The following is a 21,766-nucleotide window of genomic DNA, read 5'->3' as shown; positions in this document are numbered from 1 at the left end:
AATGTTCCTTATTTTGTATTAAGCATCGGCAAGTCTAATCCTTGCTCTTTGGCACAATGGATAGCGATTTCATAACCTGCATCAGCATGACGCATAACCCCAGTGGCCGGATCGTTATGTAGCACCCGTGCTATACGTTCTGCGGCTTCATCAGTTCCATCACAAACAATCACCATACCGGCATGTTGTGAGAAACCCATGCCGACACCACCGCCATGATGCAGAGAAACCCAGGTAGCACCGCTGGCGGTGTTAAGTAAGGCGTTTAACAACGGCCAGTCCGAAACGGCATCAGAGCCATCACACATAGATTCGGTTTCGCGGTTCGGACTGGCTACAGAGCCGGAATCCAGATGGTCACGACCAATAACAATCGGTGCAGAAAGTTCTCCACTGCGTACCATTTCGTTAAAAGCTAACCCTAGCTTGGCTCGTTGCCCTAAACCAACCCAACAGATACGGGCAGGTAGACCCTGAAAGCTGATACGTTCCCTCGCCATATCTAGCCAATGATGCAAATGTTGATCATCGGGGAGTAATTCTTTAACTTTAGCGTCAGTTTTATAGATATCCTGTGGATCACCAGAAAGCGCTACCCAGCGGAAGGGCCCGATACCACGGCAAAATAACGGGCGAATATAAGTAGGAACAAAACCAGGAAAATCGAAAGCATTTTCTACGCCGACTTCATATGCCATTTGGCGAATGTTGTTGCCGTAATCAAAAACAGGAATGCCCTGTTGCTGGAAAATCAACATCGCCTTAACATGTTCTATCATTGAAGATTTTGCTGCTTTGATGACCTCTTCCGGTGCTGAAATAGCACGTTGGCGGTATTCTTCCCAACTCCAGTTTTTCGGTAGATAGCCATTGAGAGGATCGTGTGCACTTGTCTGGTCAGTGACCAAATCCGGGCGTACGCCACGACGGACTAATTCTGGCAAAATTTCAGCGGCATTACCGCACAGTGCGATAGAGATGGCTTTACCTTCCTGAGTATATTTTTCGATTCGAGCCAGGGCGTCATCCAGATCTTTCGCTTGTTCATCGACATAACCAGTACGCAGACGGAAATCAATCCTGCTTTGCTGGCACTCAATATTTAGCGAACACGCTCCAGCCAGTGTTGCAGCCAGCGGTTGTGCTCCCCCCATCCCTCCCAAACCAGCAGTTAACACCCAACGGCCCTGTAAATTACCGTTATAATGCTGGCGACCAGCTTCCACAAACGTTTCATAGGTGCCTTGAACAATTCCCTGGCTGCCAATGTAAATCCAGCTACCCGCCGTCATTTGGCCGTACATAGCCAGCCCTTTAGCATCCAGCTCGTTGAAGTGTTCCCAAGTCGCCCAGTGCGGCACCAAATTCGAATTTGCAATAAGTACCCGTGGGGCATTGCTATGGGTTTTAAATACCCCAACCGGCTTACCCGATTGGATTAACAACGTTTCATCGTCTTCCAACTCTTTCAGTGTTTCAATAATCTTGTCATAGCACTCCCAATTTCTAGCAGCCCGACCAATACCACCATACACCACCAGTTCATCAGAGTTTTCAGCAACTTCTGGATCAAGATTATTCATTAACATGCGCAGAGGAGCTTCGGTTAGCCAACTTTTGGCTGTTAATTGTGTTCCTCTGGGTGCCCGGATACCAACATTACGGAATTTACTATTTTGGGCGGTCACGGTCTGGCTCCTTTTGGTCTTTAGATATTTGCTAAATGTATAGTTGTACATACATGTATATTCAATAGACCAAACCATTAGCTAAAATGATAAATTTATGAGTTTATTGTTTTTATTTTCTTATGAATCAATTTGTTAATATTATTTTTCTCCAATTATCAAGGAATCATATTTTTCTTATTTTTGTGTTTATAATCACAAATTATTTACATTAATTTTACAAAAATATGATTTAAGGAAGGAAAGATTTTCCTAGTACTACAGCCATAACCCGTATTGCGTACCCAGATCATCCATTTTTCGATGATGGTATTCGATCGCTGGCCTCTCTTTTTTCAAAGCAGAACGAGTAATCATGACGGCATTACCTTGTCAGCAACTACATTGTCTGTATTTTACTCAACTTGACCACTGAGAAAATTTTTTAGCGCTATTTCGCCGAATTAATTGATTTATTCTTTATTCGTGATTAAAAAAACATTAGCGATCTTGCTCTAATTAAAAAGCTTGTTATACAATATATGCTAGCAATCATTGAAGATGCTTGGTTTTATACGAAATGGAGATCATTATTCTCGCTATGAAAATATTTATTACATCAGAACAAAAAATCAAACTTGAGCGTCTTCACGACACAACTCGTGATGGTCAAGTACGAGACAGAATAAAAGCTATCCTTCTGGCTTCTGAAGGGTGGAGTTCTGTGATGATAGCCCAGGCATTGCGACTCCATCAGACCACCGTTGACCGCCATATCGGTGATTACCTCAATCAGGGGAAACTTCAATCTGATAATGGGGGGTCTGATAATTTACTTTCTCGAAAGCAAACTGATTTTTTAATCGACCACTTATCTCAAAATCTTTTCCATCACACACATGAGATCGTAGCCTATATTGCTCAGCTCTGGAATATTACCTTTAGCATTCCACGCATGAATAAATGGCTACACCGAAAGTCTTATCCTAACTATCATCAAAAAATTCATCTTATTGTGGATGGGGCGGGTTACAACAAAACTCATCTTGTGAAGGATTGGGCTTATGTTAACAATATTAAGTTACATTACCTTCCTCCATACAGCCCAAATTTAAACCCGATAGAGCGATTATGGAAGGTCATGAATGAACATGTTCGAAATAACCGTTATTTCGCTGATAAACATGAATTTCGAGACAAAGTATTCAAATTTTTCACCACAACGTTACCTGATATAGCGGACTCGCTGATGTCTAGAATTAACGACCATTTTCAGGTGCTAAAAACTGCATCTTAAAATTTCTTGGGTATAGACATCAATTTCATTATTACGCTGTAAAAGACTATGATTATAGTAAGATAAATAAAGATAATAATAATTTCAGAAAGTAAATTTATAAGAATAAGGTTGGTGACAAATATGTGCGCTTGAATATATATACCCTATGGATTTCAAGATGCATCGCGGCGGCAAGGGAGTGAATCCCCGGCAGCATAGGTAACTATGTGACGGGGGTGAGCGAGTGCAGTCAACAAAGAGGCAACTTGAAAGATAACGGGTATATCAATATAACCTGATTATGGTTAACGGGGCTGGCATTGCTGACCCCGTCAGATTAATCTTACAACCGTAATCAATAATAAAAAGGTTATTTTGACTTAGCAAAAATCACTCTTTGGACAGAACACCTGTAACCGCTAATAAATACTTCCTTATCGAAATGAGCATTTAATCCCTAGCCAAACCACCAAACGCACAATCAATAACCTTATCGACAAATTCAGGTGTAACGAGAGAAAAAGAAACCATATATTTGTAGTAAATAGCACCGAAAATGCAGTCTAACAATAAGTCCCGATCAGTATGAGAAGAAATCTCTCCTCGCTCGATAGCATGTAAAATAATCTGCTTTCCTAACTGTCGTCGTGGTTCAAGCCAGCGCTGAATAAAAACCTCTCTCACCTCAGTATCGTACTGTGCTGATCCCAACAGATACCTGAACAGCAACCCGTGCTTACTTTGCAACACTTCAATAAGCTTTTTAATGGTAATCCGCATGGATTCTATCACCGGCATCTGTTTGTCATAAATAATTAGAGGTTCAATATCATCAAAGAAAGCATCCATTAAAACTGCTGATACATTCGGCCATCTACGATAAATAGTCGATTTCGCAACGCCTGAATACAAGGCAATATGGTTAATAGTAATATCTGCAATCCGTCCACTTTCAACGAGAACAAGTGCAGCATTCAACACAGCTTTTGTCGTGTCATTATCGCGTGGACGCCCACGTCTTAATGGGGATAGCCGCTCATTCTCACTCATAAATCGCTCCATTCATTGACAAATTAAGATACCCATAATTTGGTATTGACAAATAATATCAGAAAAGCAAGTTTAGATGCTCTATTTTCGATACTAGAAGTTTCGTATTTGATAAGGGTAATCGGAATAGAATGCTATTTCTAGCAAAAAACGGGATGTACTCCGTAAAACCGAACAAATAATTCAATGCTCAACTCATAGAAAATGTTCCCAGGAACATTAATTCTGACTAAAGAATGGAGGAGAGAAATGTCTGTATATGATGTCGCTGTTATTGGCGCTGGCCCAGCAGGTTTAGCTGCGGTACAGAAATTGAAAGGAAAAGGTTTACGAGTCGTACTAATCGATAATGGCAAAGCTATTCATGAACGCGATAAAGATAATCTCGTTGAGATAACCGAAGGACACGGTGGTGCAGGGCTGTTTTCTGACGGAAAATTCTCATTTTTTCCTTCTGCCAGTGCACTTTGGGAGTTACCAAATGAACTGGAATTACGGCAAGCTTATGAATGGACATGCACCACGCTAAACACATATGGTCTGGACACACCGCCATTCCCAACAAATCCCAAAGACTTTACAGTAGGTTCCGGGGAATGGGTATTAAAAGATTATCCCTCTAATTATATGTCTCTTGAAGATAGAATTAATCTTGTTGAAGATATGGTGCAAACGGCAGATGCAGATATCATCACACAAACTAAATTCCTGTCTTATAAATACGTCAAAAGAAAAGATGCTCTGATTATGAATTTAAGAGACAAAAATGCCAATACTTATCAAATTGAATGCCGACGAATCATTTTAGCTAGTGGAAGATTTGGTCCATTAGAGATTGCCAGTCTAGTTAAAAAACAATCTTTCAATCGGTTAGAAGTTGGGTTCCGCATTGAACAGCAAGAAGATTTGGCATTTTTTAAAAATATGAAGCAACTCGACCCGAAGTTAAAGTTTCGGTCGGATGATGGCGTTATTGAATGGCGTACTTTCTGTGCTTGCCGGGATGGCGAAACAGTATTAACAAAAACTCAAGATTTATGGACCGTTTCCGGTCATTCTGACGGCCCTTCTACAGGACGATCTAATGTTGGATTTAATACACGTATTCTTGATGAAGATATCGCGGACCGAACACTCAACAATGTTGTTTCTGCCATGAAGCAAAAGGATTCTTACTTTAGAATCAAAGTACAAGATATATTAGCAGGAAATGCTCACATAATTACACAGCTTGCATCTATTTACGGCGAAGAACTATTCGATAAGATGTTACAAGGATTGCGTAATATCATTAAAAAATTTCCCGAAATCGATCACGAAAATACGCATATCGTCGGGCCTACATTGGAAGGTGTCGGTTGGTACCCCAGTCTTGACGGCGATTTAAGCCTGGAAACTTCCCCTTATCCTGTATGGATTGCAGGTGACGCTTGTGGAATTTTCAGAGGTATTGTTGCTGCAATGATTAGTGGTCACTATGCCGCCTCAGCGGTTCTTAAGACCTTGGCAGTAGAAGCCGCCTAATTCGTGAGCTAACTGAATAAGCGGGGGATTACTAAGATAGGTAATCCCTATATGTTTACCATCACGAACAAACCTACCCTACCCCTATAACGAAAAATTTACTTAGGTTTATTATGAAAGTATTACATGTTTTTGATATGGATGGCACTCTTCTCAGAGGAACCACAGCAAGTCTGGAAATTGCCCGTACAATGAATTGCCTGACAGAGCTTCATCTGCTGGAAAAACAATTTTCTCAAGGAGATATAGATACCAAGAAATTTGCCGCTGAATTACAACGTCTATGGTCAAACTTGCAGTACGCTGACGTTGCTAAAGTTTTTCATGCCTCACCGTGGATTGGAGGAATAAAAGAGGTTTTTGACGATATCAGAACCAAAGGTGAAATATCTATGGTCATTACCCTATCACCAGACTTCTTTGCCCAACATTTAAAAAATTTTGGGGTTGATATCGTTGTTGCATCAAATTTTCCTGCTTTACCTTTTCGTGAATCGATTGATCCAGAACAGATATTAACACCCGAAAGTAAATTACAGATAGTGAAAAAATATGTACAGGAACATGGGCTAAATTTGGAAAAATGTGTTGCCTATGGTGATTCTGGCTCTGACATCCCCTTATTTAATGCGCTTACCAATACGGTTGCCATAAATGGAACGGATAAAATACGTGAAATCGCATTAATCCATTATGAAGGTAATGATCTATGGCAACCCTATCAGCTCATACGGAAAAAAATCAGTTATGAGGATATAGCTATGAGTTGAAACGTCCTTTCAATTTATACCGATTACCGGGAAATAACAGCCTGGCACTGGAAACAGTGTAATGAGTCGACCAAGTTCGGCGACTAATTAACAAACAGGGAGCCCCTGACTCAATTTGCAACAACTTGCAGGATCGAGGATCGCCAGCAATAGCTTCCACAATGTGTTCACCTTCCGTTAGAGGTGCAATCATTGACAAATAATCGTGTGGCGTAAGTTTCGTAAAATCCTGTTGCAAATAATCAGGCACCGATTGAGCATTGACATAACGATCTTCTATTTGAACAGGAACATCGTTTTCATAATGGACAATAACCGAATGATAAATCGGCGTACCAACAATAATGTCCAATTCAGCGGCCTGTTTCACATCCGCATCCAGCTCGGATAATTTTAATATTTTACAGCGATGCTGATGAGAACGAGCTGAAATCTCATCAGCAATGCTGTGAATTTCAAACAGAGCGGATTGCCCCTTCGGTTCAGCGACAAACGATCCCACGCCTTGCAGCCGTACTAATACCCCTTCAGCAGTCAACTCACGCAGTGCACGGTTAGCAGTCATACGGCTACAGTTAAACTGTTTAACCAATTCAGCTTCAGAAGGAACACGATCATTTGATTTCCATTCACCGGTGTAGATTTTTTCAATGATAGATTGTTTCACTTTGGCATACAGAGGCACAGGTTTGGCAAATGATCCTGATAAGTGCGTCGTCACAATAAATTCCTTATGCTGTAAAAATGTTAAGTGATTAATTACACTCACTTTATCAAGCTATCTTTGCCAAAATAGAAAACACAATAGTACTGTTATTTTAGATAATCAATACCACCAATGTGCTAATTGCCAGGCAAGACGTGCTGCGGCTCTTCCACCTATACCTTGTATATCAAATAGTGGATTGAGCTCAACCAAATCAGCCGCCTGTAGTTTACCGCTCTGACAAATTGGCTGAATTAATTGCAGAAGGCGCTCCAATGGCAACCCCAATGCGGCTGGCGCAGAGACTGCTGGCATCTGATAAGCAGGTAATACATCCAAATCGATCGTCATGTAAATCAAATCAACTTGCTGGAGTATATCTTGTATCTGCTGTTGCACCTTGTCCAGCATAGTTTCACGACATTGATTATCCCAGATAATCGTAGCGTTCAAGCGATTTGCTTCATCCACCAATGCCTGCGTATTAGACGCCAAACTTGCGCCAATGCAAGTATAGTGAAATAGACGTTGATGTTGCTGACAATATTCAGCAAGTTGACGAAATGGTGTACCAGAAGTGGGCTGCGGCGAACGCCGTAAATCGAGATGAGCATCAAAGTTAATAATACCAACACGTTGATGTGGAAAAGCATCATAAATTCCAACACCATGAGCAAAAGCCGTTTCATGTCCACCACCCAATACCAAGGTACGTACATTCTGACGTTGACATTGGGTAACGGCATCAGACAAGGCTTGTTGTGCTTCACTCAATTGATTGGGATTAGCGTGAACGCTTCCCAAATCGACCAATCTATCATGCCCTTTATGACTAGCCATATTTGCCAACGACTGCCGCAAATAATCAGGGCCTTGATTGGCACCAGGCCTCCCCTGATTGCGCTTTACACCTTCATCACATTCAAACCCTAAGAGAGCAATATAGTGAGAAAATTCTTCCGGCGTAAAATACGGAGATAGTTTAACTGTTTGAAAAAGCCGTAGTGCATTATCCGCTTCTGCCAAATCATTTCGTCCTTGCCAAATAGTCGGCGAAGTAGCATGCCATAAATTCATTTACCGCTCCTTATCTGTTACATAATGCTGGAATGAGTCATAACACCACGAAACACTCTGGTATTCAAAGGGTTATGACCCAACTCATAGAAAATATCAACGGGGTTTTCTGCATCCCAGACAACAAAATCGGCGTAAGCTCCTGCACGCAACTGTCCGTGACGCTGTTCTCTGCCCAATGCCCGAGCCGCATGTCGGGTTACACCTAACCATACCTCTTCAGGAGTCAATCCAAATTGTACACATGCCATATTCATGGTCATTCTCAAAGAAGCAAATGGGCTGGTTCCAGGATTAAAATCGGTAGATACAGCTATCGGCACATTAAATTGCCGCAATAAATCAATAGGAGGGCGCTGTGTTTCCTGCAAAAAGTAGAACGCACCAGGAAGCAAAACAGCTACCGTACCACTGTGACTGAGCGACTCAACTCCCGCTTGATCTAAATATTCAATATGATCCACAGAAAGACCATGATAGCGAGCGACCAGTTCACTCCCGCCTAAATGAGATAACTGTTCCACATGACCTTTTACTGGAATGTTCCAACGCTGTGCTTCCTGAAAGAGTCGCTCAGTTTGTGCCAGATTAAATCCTACACTCTCACAAAAAATATCTACTGCCTCAAACAGCCCTTTTTGCCAAAGTTGTGGAAGGATATCTTCGCAAATCAGATCCATATAAGCATCGGGATTATGCTTATATTCAGGTGGACAAGTATGAGCAGCAAGCAATGTGGGACTGATCTCGATCGGGTTATGTCGCGCCAAGTGCTGCGCAACCTGTAGCAACTTTTCTTCATTTTCCAGATTTAATCCATAACCCGATTTAATCTCAATGGTGGTCACACCTTCGGCCATAAATGCAGCAAGGCGTTGTTGCGCAGAACGCTCAAGTTGTTCATGAGAACTGGCCCGAGTCGCAGAAACTGTCGCATTAATCCCCCCTCCCTGAGCGCTGAGTTCAGCATAGGACATACCATTTAAACGCTGTTCCCACTCATAAGCTCGGTTACCACCAAACACTAAATGGGTGTGACAATCGATTAAACCAGGGGTAATTAAGCGTTGTTGGACATCAATTACCTGACAACGACTCGTCTGTAATGTTGCAGTGGGCAAAATAGCTAAAATTTTGTCATCACGCACCACAAGATCATATTCTTTTAATAATCCGTAAGCTGCCTTGACAGCAGAATCCATTGTTGCCAGTCTTGCATTACGCCAGATGATATCAGTATCACACAGTTCTATTACCATGATCAGCATCCTGTATTGGTCTGTATCTGATAAATCAGTTTTTTAATTGTATACCCGTCATCTTTCAAGTTGCCTCTTTGTTGGCTGCACTCGCTCACCCCGGTCACATAGTTATCTATGCTCCCGGGGATTCACTCCCTTGCCGTCGCGATGCATCTTGAAATCCATAAGGTATATATACATTTATTTTCCAACCAACTGTCATTGTCAAATTATTTTATTAACTATCTGGATATACCTTCTTATCAGCATTTTTAAACCACAAACTCGGTAAAATCAGGTTTTATTAAACATAATCAGGTTTAATAGTTAAAAAGATGCAGTACACTTGTCACAAAATGGTTTAATCAACTGAGCAATGATGAAAAATAAATACTCCCTGAATGAGGAAGAGATTCACTTATTTCAACAATCGGTAACAGGCACTAAACGCATCAACCAAGATACCGTCTTACATTCTCCCAGAAGAAAAAAAACCAGCTATATTGCCCCTGAACGAATTCAGCAAGAGCAAATTGATGCCAGCTACTATTTTTCTGATGAATTTCAGCCCAACCTTGATACCGAGGGCCCTACGCGTTACGTAAGGGAAGATACAAACCATTATGAATTGAAGAAATTACGTCGAGGTGACTATTCGCCAGAACTGTTTCTTGATTTACACGGATTAACTCAAATGCAGGCCAAACAGGAAATTGGAGCATTGATCGCTGCTTGCCGTCGTGAACATGTCTATTGTGCTTGTATCATGCACGGCCACGGAAAACACATTCTCAAACAGCAAACACCGCTGTGGTTAGCCCAACACCCAGATATCATAGCCTTTCATCAAGCGCCAAAGGAATGGGGAGGTAACGCCGCACTATTGATGCTTATCGAACTTGATGAGCCTTGAGCCAATACGCCGCTGAGTTATTAGGCTTTTGCTACCAATTGAGACGGGCTGACCTGCCAGGCAAGAGTCCCTTTGCCAGTCTGGCTGTTTAAATCCACGCATATCATTGCAGAAGTTGCAAACATCGGTGGTGTTTCTGCCGGACATAGCTCAGCAACTAAGTAGCTGACTAATGGTAAGTGAGAGACAACTAAAACAGCGTTATGACCTTGTTCAGCAAGAAACTGGAGATAACTACTCACTGTAGCCGCATCACCTGACGGCGTTAATCCCAACAACACCTCTTCACCATCCGGCAAAGATAAGGATTTACGAACAATCTGTAACGTTTGTTCAGCGCGAATATAAGGACTCACCAATACGAGATCAATCTGATGCTTTTGCTGTGCTAACCAACAAGCCATTTTTTGCGATTCATCACAACCGCGAGGAGTGAGTTGCCGGGCAGCATCACTAATTGCATCTAAAGCCGCGTCACCATGACGCATAATAAAAATTTGCATAGTCCACCGTATGAATGAGTAAGTGCAGTTATCCTACTTCTGAGTTATACAATAAAAATTGTTTCTACAAAAAACATTTCAGACAGGGTGAACAAGCATTCTACTCAAAACAAAAACAAATAAAATGATTGAACGACAACCCAATAGATATTGTTTGAACCTATAAAGAGATCTTTTTTATTCAAAAACACTTAATATAATTCCGGAGCCCCACGGCGCCGGAATCCATCTTTTCATCAATACAGTACAAGCCACCACTATGGATAAAAACTTTTATTCTGTTCAGCCATTTTTATTAAACATTCACAAGGTACAAATCTGTCTCCATACTGGCTTTCCAGCCTACGCAGAATCTCCACCACTCTGGCACAACCAAGGCTATCAATATAACGGAATGGACCACCAAAGAATGGCGGAAAACCAATACCAAATACCGCCCCAATATCACCATCACGCGGACTTCTGATAATGCCTTCATCCAAGCAACGAACAGCTTCATTAAGCATTAGCATCACACAACGTTGAGCAATTTCTGACGAGAGCATGTGCGACTCAGGTGTTATATTTAGCAAGGTATAAACTGAGCTATCAACTTTTTTGCCTTTCTTACCAAACTGCCAGAATTTTCTGGACCTTGAGGCATATAAATAGAAACCACGGCCATTTTTCCTACCCTTACGACCATCTTTCAGTACAGCATCGAGAGACTCAGGTGCAGCAAAACGCGGACCTAGTTGTTCTACCAGAATCGGCATGATTTTGGTGCCAACATCAATACCTACTTCATCCAATAAATTAATCGGCCCTACCGGAAAACCAAAATTAACCAGTGCTCCATCGATATGGTCGATAGGTTCTCCTGCTACCAGGCAATGCGCGGCTTCACTAATATAAGGGACAAGAATCCGGTTTACATAAAACCCGGCTTTATCACCTACCACGATAGCGGTTTTACCCTGTTTCTTCACCAAAGCAACGGCTGTAGCAATCGTTTTCTCACTGGTCCCCTGATGTGGAATAACTTCCACCAGCGGCATCTTATCCACTGGACTAAAATAATGCAGACCAATAACCTGCTCTGGTCGTTGGGCTTTTTCAGCAATCTGATGGATAGGTAGTGAAGATGTATTAGATGCAAATATGGTTTCTGGTTTAGCATTTGTTTCAATTTCTGCCACCATTTGCTGTTTTAGTGGCAAATCCTCAAACACTGCTTCAACAACAATATCGGTTTGTGCGAAACCACGATAATCTACTGTTCCTGAAATTAGCATCATTTGTTGAGCACGCTCTGCCGGGCGTAGTCGTTTTTGCTTCACCCGCTTGGACAACAAATCCCAAGTATATTTCAATACCTGGCTAATGCCCTTTTCATTAATATCTTTAATCCGCACCGGTAGTTTGCCACGGGTGGCTGTTACATTCGCAATGCCTCCGCCCATCAAACCACCACCTAATATACCAACGCGCTTGATCTCCGCAGGCTTCTCTGATGACCCCGTTTCATTCTTCAACGAAGTTGCAGCAAAAAACAGATTACGTAAAGCAGCAGACTCCCGTGTCATTGCCAGTTCACCAAATGCCACCGCCTCAGCCCGTAAACCCTGGCTCATGCCTTTTTCAAGACCTTCTTTGACAACTTCAATAATTCGTTCAGGTGCAGGATAATGACCACGAGTTTTCGCCAGTGTCTTTTTACGAACGATATTAAACAAAAAGTATCTTCCCACGGGGCCAACTAATAGCCGCTGTTGCCACGGCAAAGGCTTACGCACAGGAATACCTTTTTTGACTTTTTCGATAGCAATGTCTAGCAGAATATCCAACGGCACAGCATCATCCACCAATCCGAGCCGTAATGCCTGTTTCGCCCGTAGCTGTTTACCTGTCAGAATGATATCCAACGCTGAACTAACACCAATAAGCCTTGGCAACCGCTGAGTACCACCAGAGCCGGGTAATAACCCAAGTTGAACTTCCGGTAATCCAAGACGAGTTTTATCATCCTGTGAACATACACGCCAATGACATGCAAGCGCCAATTCCAAACCGCCCCCCAAACAAGCGCCATGAATTGCTGCTACGACAGGCAAGGGGTAATTGGCTATCTGAGAAAATAGTTTCTGACCCTTTTCAGCCAAATCTCGCGCATCTTCTTTGGTCTTACATCCGGCAATCATAGAAATATCAGCACCAGCAATAAACGTATCCGGCTTACCGGAAATCAATATTAATCCTTTAAGACCAGAAGACTGCTGAGCTTGCTTGAAAACATTCAGAAATTGATCAACAAACTCGGCTTTCAGCGTATTTACCTTTTCTCCCGGTACATTAATGGTGATAATGCCGATCTTATCTGGCCTGACATCAAAACTGAAAACAGAAGAAGTTTGGTTTGTACCCGTAGTGATGGGTGCAGCATTATGCTGAGCCTGAGTCATTATTCCACCTCCAATACCATAGCTGTGCCCAACCCGCCAGCAGCACAAGCGGTTGTCAGCCCAAGGCCACCGCCACGACGACGCAACTCATTCAATACCTGCGTCACCATACGAGCTCCTGTTGCTGCAAATGGGTGCCCATAAGCGATTGAACCCCCTAAGACATTAAATTTGTCCATATCGACTTCACCAATTGCCTGAGCACGCCCTAATTTATTACGAGCAAATTCATCACTGGCAAACATTTTCAGGTTTGCTAGTGTCTGAGCCGCAAAAGCTTCATGCATATCGATTAAAGTTAGATCTTTCAGTGTAATACCTGCACGATCGAGCGCTATTGGCGTGGCGTATGACGGCCCTAATAACATATCTTGCCAGACATCAATGGCTGAGAATGCATAGCTACGCAGATAACCAAGCGGTTTTATTCCCAACGCCTTAGCCACTGATTCACTCATCAATATGACCGCCGCTGCACCATCCGTCAGCGGTGTACTGTTTGCAGCAGTGACCGTGCCGTACTTACGGTCAAATGCCGGACGCAGCTTCGCATAAGAGGTCAATACAGAATTTTTACGAATATTATTATCTTCAAGCAATGCTTCACGGTATGGAGGGAAGTGAGCTGTCATGACTTCATCAACCAACAATCCCTGTTCCCAAGCTTTTGCTGCCAGAATATGGGAGCGATGTGCTAATGCATCCTGATCTTCTCGACTGATACGGTAAGTCTTCGCCATCTGTTCCGCGGTATCTCCCATACGCAGACCTGTCGAATATTCCGCTACCGCCGGAGATACAGGCAATAAATCACGAAATTTAAGGCGGCTAAATAACTTAAGACGTTGCGATAGCGTTTTAGCCTTATTCATCTCAACCAGAGTACGAGCCAAGGATTTAGTCACACCAATCGGCAATACAGACGAGGAATCTGCTCCACCAGCAATCCCGATATTCACCGTGCCAGCCATAATGCTTTCAGCCACATTAGCAATCGCCTGGAAACTAGTGGCACATGCACGGGATACACTGTAAGCATCAGTACTCACACTTAACCCAGTACCGAGAACGATTTCACGGGCAATATTCGGCGCTTCAGGCATTTGCACTACTTGCCCAAACACCAGTTGGTCAATCTTTTCAGGGAGTAAACCACTCCTTGTCACAAGTTCGCTGACGACTAATTTACCCAAATCCACAGCCGGTATGTCGTGATACGATGTTGCCTGTTTAGCAAATGGAATGCGTAGCCCACTGACAATGGCGATACGATCACCTTGATGTGTCACTTGTGTTAAAGGACGACTCATAACGGCTCCTGAAAGATTATCGTTAACTGAATCAAATTACTGAAAAAACTCTTCAACCAACCTGGACAGGTCTGACCTGACAGATCATTGTTAGCGTAATGTTTATAAATAGCAAACCTGAATAAACCAAAAATGAGAGGAAGCGCAACTTTAATTTATTTAATAGCTAAATGGTTTCAATGCTTATTCGAACATGTTCGCAAGCTTTTGTGCGAAATTGGCTTATTACATCAGTCATAATTTCATTACTCAAATATTCATAATGAATTTTAATATCTTATCTCTCTTAACTACCGGAAAACTCGTTCTACCTCTTAAAATATATTTATCTGCCGAAATTTGATCTTAAAAAATCATTTTTAAACGTTTTTATTAATATCAAAAATCATTTTTTTGTTAACTGAGTCGCGTTTTTGATATCAACTTGGTAATATTTTAAAAACATCCTTGCAACACCAACTGTTATCAGACCTATACTTCACAACTGGTCTGATTTGTCATTGAGACAAACCGACCCTACAATCCTGCGCTCCTTGCTAAGATAAGTGGCATAGTTAAATAATAAACAAGAGGGTTTTGGTTATGAACCAGAAAAACCTGTTCACCCGTTCAGCATTAGCGGTTGCAGTGGCAATAATTTCATCGAATGCTGGCGCTGCTGGTTTCCAGTTAAATGAATTTTCTACTTCGGCTTTGGGCCGTGCTTTTTCCGGGGAAGGCGTTGTTGCTGATAACGCAACGGTAGGAAGTCGTAACCCAGCAGCAATGACGCTGTTTGATCGCCCATCATTTTCCATTGGTGCTGTCTATATCAACCCTGATGTCGACATTACCGGTAAATCCCCAATAACGGGCAAAAGTACTAACGCTAAAAATATTGCTCCTACCGCTTGGATACCTAACCTACATTTCATTATGCCAATCGATGATCAATGGTTTGTTGGTACTTCGGTCACCACCAATTTCGGCCTGGCAACCAATTTTAGCAATAACTATGAAGCAGGCCCCATCGGCGGTAAAACTGACCTGACAACGTTGAACTTCAATCTGAGCGGTGCTTATCGTCTGAATGATCACTTTAGCTTTGGTTTAGGGCTGAACGCTGTTTATGCGGATGCAAAAATTGTCCGTCATGCAGGTATTCTGTCGCAGAAACTGCGAGGCGCCATAAACCCAACAGATGAAGTTGCTAACCTAGAAGGCAAAGATTGGGGTTATGGCTGGAACGCCGGCATCATGTATGAAGTGGATGAAAATAACCGTTACAGCTTGACTTACCGTTCTAAAGTTAAAATTAAGTTTAAAGACGGTGATTATAAGAATGACGTACCTGTTCAGGTAGGTAAAATGATGGAAAAAGCGGGAGTGCATTTACCTGCTACCGGCGGTCAAACCATTGGCGGTAAATTGGATCTCAAGCTGCCAGATATCTGGGAAGTTTCTGGTTATAACCGTGTAGCACCTAAATGGGCTATCCACTATAGCCTGGCGTATGCAGGGTGGAGTGAGTTTGACGAACTGAAAGGGACTAGCAAAAAAGACGGCTCCGTCCTGTTTAGTAAACATGAAGGCTTCAAAGATGCCTACCGTATCGCTTTAGGTACAACTTATTATCACGATGACAATTGGACATTCCGCACGGGTATCGCCTTTGATGACAGCCCGATCCCTGCAGAAAACCGTTCTATCTCTATTCCAGATCAAGATCGTTTCTGGCTGAGCGCGGGTGCAACTTACGCATTTAACAAAGATGCTTCTGTTGATGTAGGTGTTTCTTATATGCATGGTCAGAAAGTCACTGTCAAAGAGAGATTATCTGAAAACAAATCTGATCCAACTAACGTACCATATGAATTCGAAGCTAAAGGTTCTGCTTGGCTTTACGGTGTGAACTTCAACTACGCATTCTAATAATATGCAGCCCTAAAAAAGGATAGCTCCACGGCTATCCTTTTTTATCTACAAAGTTAACAATCAAATAACGACTATCAATCAATACTATCCAAATCATCCTGTAATGCTTCCGCATTCGGATTTTTCGTGGCTTCCAGCTTACCACCGCTTGCCATAAAATCATGGCTCTGGAAATAAGCCTCACGCATCATCAAATAAGGATCTGATGAGTTCTTCAACAAGCCATCAGAATCCAGTAAACGAGCACGGGTTTCAATACCTTCAAATGCCCACTTGCCGGCTGACATCCAAATAGTCAGATAACTTAGCATTGGATAAGTCATATCCGCCCAATCTCCCCCTTCATCACGTAGGGTGAAACTGCCATAGCCCGGTAATACAACATAAGGACCATATCCCACCTTATAATAGCCCAGAGTACTCCCAAAGCGTTTTGGCTCTTCTTTTGCCAATTTAGGGTTTGCCATCGTTGCAACATCAATCAGCCCCCCCATACCCAAAATGGTATTCAGGAAAAAACGATTAAAATGTTTCATCCCCTGATATGGGTTACCACGCAAGAAACTGTTTACCATACTAGCCGGCTCTTCGAGATTACTCAGAAAATTACCCAAACCATTTCGAGCAGGCATCGGCACATAATCGTGCCACGCTACCGCGACTGGACGTAAAACATAAGGGTCAAGAACATCATAATTAAAGTTGAACATTGTACGGTTAAAACCTTCCAATGGGTCTGAACGCCCCTGTTCAACAGTATCAGATGAATTAGCACATCCCACGAGTAATACAGCTGTAAGAGCGATTCCGCCCAAACGATACTTCATACATCTCTCCAAATAATAACCTTCTAGATCCGGCAAATCAGTTTGTTGCTCGACTCGCCGATGATCATCAATAATGTAAATATTACTGACAATCCAACTTGAATGGTACTCAATTCAAGCGATCATTAAATAGGCAAACAGTTTATAGCGCCTTATATTATGAATGAAAAGCCGTTATAATAAAGCTATGTCCCCTTAGTTAAATGGATATAACAAGCCCCTCCTAAGGGCTAATTGCTGGTTCGATTCCAGCAGGGGACGCCATCCTTAACTCAACCCACCTAAACAAATTCACTAAAAACCCAATAACAGCAAGCAATCATACTAAATCGAACTAAATTGGAATAAGCTCTAACGCGGGGGTAATAGTCACACTGTATGCATATCAGCGGGAGAATAGTATGAATTGCTGCTGGTCTTCATTGATTAGAATTCATGCCGACACAAGGCCGGCATTGTTTTATTAATTGGTCATCGAATAGATAAAAAGTTACTTATTTGGCATTTAGCACTTCGTGTAATTTGCCTTCATCAAGCTGACGACAACGTTTCGCGACCACAATCGTCGCAACACCATTACCAATTAGATTCGTTAAAGCTCTGGCTTCTGACATGAAACGATCTATTCCCAGTATTAATGCCAGCCCTGCTAGTGGTAAATGCCCAACAGCAGAAATTGTCGCAGCTAATACAATAAACCCACTACCTGTTACGCCAGCAGCACCTTTAGAAGATAAAAGTAATACAACCAATAGCGTTATTTGATGCACAATATCCATATGAGTATTTGTTGCTTGAGCAATAAATACCGCAGCCATTGTCAGGTAAATGGAGGTACCATCCAAATTAAAGGAATATCCCGTCGGTATCACCAATCCAACAACAGATTTCTGGCATCCCACTTTCTCCATTTTATCTAACATACGCGGCAATGCAGATTCAGAAGATGATGTTCCCAATACAATTAATAACTCTTCTTTAATGTAATTAATAAACCGGAATATACTAAATCCTGTCGCTTTTGCAATTGTCCCTAAAACAAATATGACAAAAAGAATACAGGTGATATAAAAGCAAACTATTAATTGTCCTAATTGTACCAACGTACCAATACCATATTTACCGATGGTAAATGCCATTGCACCAAAAGCGCCTAAAGGAGCCAATCGCATTATCATATTGATAATACCGAAAATAACATGCGAAAAACCATCAATAATATTAAAGATTGATTTCCCTTTCTCTCCTAAACGATGAAGTGCAAAACCAAATAACACAGCAAATAATAAGACCTGCAAAATATTACCACTGGCAAACGCCCCAATGACACTGGCAGGAATAACATCAAGTAAAAATGCTATTATCCCTTGTTCAGCAGCCTTCTCCGCATATAGGGATACCGCTTTAACATCTAACGTAGAGGGATCAATATTCATCCCAGCGCCAGGCTGCATAACATTGACAACAATTAGCCCAATAATCAAAGCAATTGTGCTAACTATTTCAAAATACACCAGTGCAATAGCACCCGTTTTACCAACAGCTTTCATACTTTCCATACCTGCAATGCCGGTTACAACCGTACAGAAAATAACAGGAGCAATAACCATTTTGATTAATTTAACAAATCCATCACCTAATGGCTTCATTTCTGTACCAAGCTCTGGATAGAAATGCCCCAGAAGTATACCGATAGTTATTGCGAGCAAAACTTGAAAATAAAGACTCTTTAGTAAATTTTTCTTCACTTCTTAATTCCTTAATCCATAGTATAAATCAGATTCTATTTATTCTTATTAGAACGATGTAGTTTTTGTTAAATGTACTTTATACCTTTATTTAATAAAACATAAAGCAAATTTTCATTATTTTTTCACAAAAAATTAAAATTAACACACAATTTTTTAAGATACAGATCACATAAACACACAATCAATAACCTCACTAAGATGATTGAACCAATAATCATCTCACAAGTTATTTAAAACTTTCCATTTAAAAATATTATTTACTCGAATAACGTTTATTTTTCAATCCATTAAGTATTACCATAAAAAAAATTAACAAGTTTTTGATACATGAACATTTTGAGAACGATGTAATCATAAGAGATTATTAACTATAATTGTACAGCCTGGTTGCTTTTTTATAATTTAAGCAACAATATACACAGCATGATATCAATACCTGAAAGAAAACAATTCTCATCATGAAATTAGACAACCCGTTAAATTACCATATGCAGATACCGGAAAATCCGCTCTCTTCTACCCCTGTGGTATTAATCCATGGGTTATTCGGTGATCTCAATAATCTTGGGGTTTTGGCTCGTGATTTGCAGCAATACTATCCCGTCATTCAAGTCGATGTACGCAATCATGGTCTATCTCCACGGGCAAATAACATGGATTACCACGATATGGCACAAGATGTTATTTCCCTGCTGGATCATCTGCAAATTCAGTCCACCCTTATTATTGGTCATTCAATGGGCGGTAAGATCGCGATGGCAATGACCGCATTAGCACCAGAGCGGATAGAAAAAATTATTCTTATTGATATAGCTCCCGTTGCCTATCAGATTCGCCGTCATGACCAAATTTTTACCGCACTGAACAAAGTGACAGAAGCCGGAGTTAAATCCCGTCAAGACGCTGCTAAGATTATGCGAGAAAATATTCAGGAAGAAAGTGTCATTCAGTTTTTACTGAAATCATTCCATCAGGGGGAATGGAAATTCAATTTACCGGTATTAATTAACCAGTATGAAAAGATCATCGGCTGGCAAGAAATCCCTACATGGCCTCGCCCTGCCCTGTTTATTCGTGGCAGCCTCTCCTCTTATGTCCAGGAAGAGTACCGGAATGATATCACCAGACAATTTCCACAAGCCAAAGCTTGGGTTATCGCCGGTTGCGATCACTGGGTTCACGCAGAAAAACCAGACGCAGTGTTAAAGGCAATTCATCGTTTTCTTAATACCAATACGGAATTAATGTAGGAAACCGGTTAATTAGCGATAAAAGTATCAAACTCACTGAACTTCGAAATCGCCGCGGCTATCAAGTGATCATCGCCCTCTCCACCGTTGATGACTGCATGGTAGCCCATCAATATCAGTCTCTCAGCTTACTTATCAATTTTCGGTAATGGCCCCAATTTCACACCTTCTGGATAATATTTCCAGCCATCACGAATACGGATATTTTCATCCCAAGGTAGTTTATATTCACCGTTTGCTAAATCACGCACCCAAGTCAAATAATTAGCTCTCTCTCCTCCAGGTTTACCAACATAACCTCGACAACCAAGATTAAAAATACTGTTCTCTAACGCCCAGTTCTCACGAGCCTTATCCGCCAAACGCGGGAACAGCTCAGCAGTGACAATTTCCCACGGATTACGCTGCCCTTGCTGGATAATGTTACCGTCATAATTACAAATCGTACCTTCACCGAAATAATAAAATACCTCATCGTAGCCTGCCAGATTAACCGATACGGTATACATTAAGTTCTGCCAAGCATTAGTGCGATTAGTCCAGATCCATTGGTCGTTGACTTGGGTAGAATAACCGGAAATACGGATAAAAACGTTACAGCCTTTATAGGCAGCTTCGCGCGCCAATTCTGGAAACATACCATCGTGACAAATACACACCGCCAGCTTTGAACCTTTAGGCCCCTCACAAACCGGCATGCCCAAATTACCCGGCATCCAGGGTTCAATCGGCACCCAAGGCTGCAACTTGCGGTAATGCAATACAATCTCACCGTTGCTGTTAATAATTATCGCAGTATTATAAGGTGGCTGCGACGGATCTTCATTATGTTCCATTACTGAAAACACACCCCAGATATCGTTGCGAATACAAGCTCGACGAAAACAGTCAACTTCTGGACCGTCCAGCGATAATAACATTTCATCATAAGTCCAGATCTTGGTATTTAATCCCTGAGCGGAATATTCAGGAAATACAATAAAATCCAAGTCAGGATAACCGGCTTTAGTTGAATCGATTGTTTTACAGATCTGCTGCACTTGAACCTGAATATCTTCAGGCCCCTTAATAATAGGAACAGGATATTAAATAGCGGCAATTAATAACGCTTCATCCCACGCACTGACACTTCCGGTACTGCCCATAAAGACCTCTGAATGAATAGTAGTTATTAAAATTGAATGACAAGTTTCATCGTTATACAGACAAATAGAACGTTATCTTTACCCGTCGTTAAGCGATTTCACTAATGCATAATAGCGTCTCTTTTGTTCACAAAAATGCGATCTGTAACATTAAATAAGAAAATTAATAACTTTGTAGTAAAGAGTACCGCTATTAATAGTAGGGTTAATTTGTCCTGAATAACTTTGCAAAATAGTCGAACACTTTGAAGGAACTCAATCCGGTTTAAGCGATATGAGGAGTTATAAAAAGATCCCAAACGATCTGTTTGGCCTTTACAACATGTTAACCATCAGCAATCAGTCACCATAAACCTTGTCTATATTTGATTTTATGCTATATATTCGTGATATATAGC

General features: G+C 41.5%; 17 protein-coding genes and 1 tRNA gene. 7 read left to right on the top strand and 11 right to left on the bottom strand.

Going from position 1 to position 21,766, the window contains the following annotated elements; genetic code table 11:
• Positions 1–8 precede the first annotated feature (8 nt).
• Positions 9–1,688 carry a urocanate hydratase gene (gene hutU, locus AAC155_RS08220; RefSeq protein WP_113041743.1) on the bottom strand — a complete coding sequence of 560 codons (1,680 nt, stop codon included), beginning with the start codon at positions 1,686–1,688 and terminating at the stop codon, positions 9–11.
• Positions 1,689–2,268: 580 nt separating this feature from the next.
• Between hutU and AAC155_RS08215 the strand changes: the two genes are divergently transcribed.
• On the top strand, positions 2,269–2,964 hold the full coding sequence (locus tag AAC155_RS08215; RefSeq protein ID WP_113041789.1) for a transposase: 696 nt from the start codon (positions 2,269–2,271) through the stop codon (positions 2,962–2,964).
• Between the two features lie 432 nt (positions 2,965–3,396).
• Here the strand turns inward: AAC155_RS08215 and AAC155_RS08210 are convergent, their stop codons facing one another.
• A complete protein-coding gene (locus AAC155_RS08210) occupies positions 3,397–3,996 on the bottom strand; it encodes a TetR/AcrR family transcriptional regulator (RefSeq protein WP_158536518.1) in 600 nt (199 codons plus the stop codon).
• Positions 3,997–4,245: 249 nt separating this feature from the next.
• Here AAC155_RS08210 and AAC155_RS08205 point away from each other — a divergent pair, with 249 nt between their 5' ends.
• Both AAC155_RS08205 and AAC155_RS08200 read left to right on the top strand, forming a co-directional pair.
• Positions 4,246–5,520: an FAD-dependent oxidoreductase gene (locus AAC155_RS08205; protein WP_158536517.1), complete on the top strand. Its 1,275-nt coding sequence runs from the start codon at positions 4,246–4,248 to the stop codon at positions 5,518–5,520.
• Positions 5,521–5,633: 113 nt separating this feature from the next.
• A complete protein-coding gene (locus AAC155_RS08200) occupies positions 5,634–6,290 on the top strand; it encodes an HAD family hydrolase (protein ID WP_113041741.1) in 657 nt (218 codons plus the stop codon).
• On the opposite strand, the gene hutC is transcribed toward AAC155_RS08200, so the two are convergent.
• From hutC to hutI, 3 genes are all read right to left on the bottom strand, one after another.
• Positions 6,280–7,011, bottom strand: a complete 732-nt coding sequence (gene hutC / locus AAC155_RS08195) for a histidine utilization repressor (protein WP_191214802.1) — start codon at positions 7,009–7,011, stop codon at positions 6,280–6,282. The genes AAC155_RS08200 and hutC overlap by 11 nt on opposite strands.
• A 105-nt stretch (positions 7,012–7,116) precedes the next feature.
• Positions 7,117–8,073: a formimidoylglutamase gene (gene hutG, locus AAC155_RS08190; protein WP_113041740.1), complete on the bottom strand. Its 957-nt coding sequence runs from the start codon at positions 8,071–8,073 to the stop codon at positions 7,117–7,119.
• 17 nt (positions 8,074–8,090) lie between these two features.
• Positions 8,091–9,332, bottom strand: coding sequence for an imidazolonepropionase (gene hutI / locus AAC155_RS08185; RefSeq protein WP_113041739.1), 1,242 nt, complete (start codon positions 9,330–9,332; stop codon positions 8,091–8,093).
• A 361-nt stretch (positions 9,333–9,693) separates the two neighbouring features.
• Between hutI and smrB the strand changes: the two genes are divergently transcribed.
• Entirely contained in the window at positions 9,694–10,227 is a 534-nt protein-coding gene (gene smrB, locus AAC155_RS08180; protein WP_112876302.1) for an endonuclease SmrB, read from the top strand.
• A 20-nt stretch (positions 10,228–10,247) separates the two neighbouring features.
• Here smrB and sixA read toward each other — a convergent pair whose 3' ends face one another.
• From sixA to fadI, 3 genes are all read right to left on the bottom strand, one after another.
• Complete coding sequence (gene sixA, locus AAC155_RS08175) at positions 10,248–10,730, bottom strand: phosphohistidine phosphatase SixA (RefSeq protein ID WP_112876303.1); 483 nt, start codon at positions 10,728–10,730, stop codon at positions 10,248–10,250.
• A gap of 257 nt (positions 10,731–10,987) precedes the next feature.
• Positions 10,988–13,171: a fatty acid oxidation complex subunit alpha FadJ gene (gene fadJ, locus AAC155_RS08170; protein WP_113041738.1), complete on the bottom strand. Its 2,184-nt coding sequence runs from the start codon at positions 13,169–13,171 to the stop codon at positions 10,988–10,990.
• A complete protein-coding gene (fadI, locus tag AAC155_RS08165; protein WP_113041737.1) occupies positions 13,171–14,481 on the bottom strand; it encodes an acetyl-CoA C-acyltransferase FadI in 1,311 nt (436 codons plus the stop codon). Before fadI ends, fadJ begins: the two co-directional genes overlap by 1 nt.
• 582 nt (positions 14,482–15,063) lie before the next feature.
• Between fadI and fadL the strand changes: the two genes are divergently transcribed.
• Positions 15,064–16,392 (top strand): long-chain fatty acid transporter FadL, encoded by a 1,329-nt coding sequence (gene fadL / locus AAC155_RS08160; RefSeq protein ID WP_113041736.1) that lies wholly within the window; start codon positions 15,064–15,066, stop codon positions 16,390–16,392.
• A gap of 77 nt (positions 16,393–16,469) precedes the next feature.
• On the opposite strand, the gene mlaA is transcribed toward fadL, so the two are convergent.
• The gene (mlaA, locus tag AAC155_RS08155) at positions 16,470–17,222 is read right to left on the bottom strand and encodes a phospholipid-binding lipoprotein MlaA (protein ID WP_113041735.1); all 753 of its coding nucleotides are present in this window, start codon (positions 17,220–17,222) and stop codon (positions 16,470–16,472) included.
• 189 nt (positions 17,223–17,411) lie between these two features.
• On the opposite strand from mlaA, the gene AAC155_RS08150 reads away from it, so the two are divergent.
• Positions 17,412–17,486, top strand: a tRNA-Arg gene (locus AAC155_RS08150).
• Positions 17,487–17,716: 230 nt separating this feature from the next.
• On the opposite strand, the gene AAC155_RS08145 is transcribed toward AAC155_RS08150, so the two are convergent.
• Entirely contained in the window at positions 17,717–18,970 is a 1,254-nt protein-coding gene (locus tag AAC155_RS08145) for a dicarboxylate/amino acid:cation symporter (protein ID WP_113041734.1), read from the bottom strand.
• 461 nt (positions 18,971–19,431) lie between these two features.
• On the opposite strand from AAC155_RS08145, the gene ybfF reads away from it, so the two are divergent.
• Positions 19,432–20,223, top strand: a complete 792-nt coding sequence (gene ybfF / locus AAC155_RS08140) for an esterase (RefSeq protein WP_113041733.1) — start codon at positions 19,432–19,434, stop codon at positions 20,221–20,223.
• Between the two features lie 128 nt (positions 20,224–20,351).
• Here the strand turns inward: ybfF and AAC155_RS08135 are convergent, their stop codons facing one another.
• A complete protein-coding gene (locus tag AAC155_RS08135) occupies positions 20,352–21,296 on the bottom strand; it encodes a formamidase (RefSeq protein ID WP_315901999.1) in 945 nt (314 codons plus the stop codon).
• Positions 21,297–21,766 lie beyond the last annotated feature (470 nt).

Origin of the sequence: Photorhabdus sp. HUG-39 (assembly GCF_963878365.1) — a bacterium.
Classification (GTDB): domain Bacteria; phylum Pseudomonadota; class Gammaproteobacteria; order Enterobacterales; family Enterobacteriaceae; genus Photorhabdus; species Photorhabdus kayaii.
This window is presented reverse-complemented; position numbering and strand designations above follow the sequence as displayed.

Excerpts from the sequence above, each read along its gene's own strand:
- AAC155_RS08215 (WP_113041789.1), top strand. The coding sequence starts at position 2,269 with ATGAAAATATTTATTACATCAGAACAAAAAATCAAACTTGAGCGTCTT.
- AAC155_RS08210 (WP_158536518.1), bottom strand. The coding sequence starts at position 3,996 with ATGAGTGAGAATGAGCGGCTATCCCCATTAAGACGTGGGCGTCCACGC.
- AAC155_RS08205 (WP_158536517.1), top strand. The coding sequence starts at position 4,246 with ATGTCTGTATATGATGTCGCTGTTATTGGCGCTGGCCCAGCAGGTTTA.
- AAC155_RS08200 (WP_113041741.1), top strand. The coding sequence starts at position 5,634 with ATGAAAGTATTACATGTTTTTGATATGGATGGCACTCTTCTCAGAGGA.
- hutG (WP_113041740.1), bottom strand. The coding sequence starts at position 8,073 with ATGAATTTATGGCATGCTACTTCGCCGACTATTTGGCAAGGACGAAAT.
- hutI (WP_113041739.1), bottom strand. The coding sequence starts at position 9,332 with ATGGTAATAGAACTGTGTGATACTGATATCATCTGGCGTAATGCAAGA.
- smrB (WP_112876302.1), top strand. The coding sequence starts at position 9,694 with ATGAAAAATAAATACTCCCTGAATGAGGAAGAGATTCACTTATTTCAA.
- sixA (WP_112876303.1), bottom strand. The coding sequence starts at position 10,730 with ATGCAAATTTTTATTATGCGTCATGGTGACGCGGCTTTAGATGCAATT.
- fadJ (WP_113041738.1), bottom strand. The coding sequence starts at position 13,171 with ATGACTCAGGCTCAGCATAATGCTGCACCCATCACTACGGGTACAAAC.
- fadI (WP_113041737.1), bottom strand. The coding sequence starts at position 14,481 with ATGAGTCGTCCTTTAACACAAGTGACACATCAAGGTGATCGTATCGCC.
- fadL (WP_113041736.1), top strand. The coding sequence starts at position 15,064 with ATGAACCAGAAAAACCTGTTCACCCGTTCAGCATTAGCGGTTGCAGTG.
- mlaA (WP_113041735.1), bottom strand. The coding sequence starts at position 17,222 with ATGAAGTATCGTTTGGGCGGAATCGCTCTTACAGCTGTATTACTCGTG.
- ybfF (WP_113041733.1), top strand. The coding sequence starts at position 19,432 with ATGAAATTAGACAACCCGTTAAATTACCATATGCAGATACCGGAAAAT.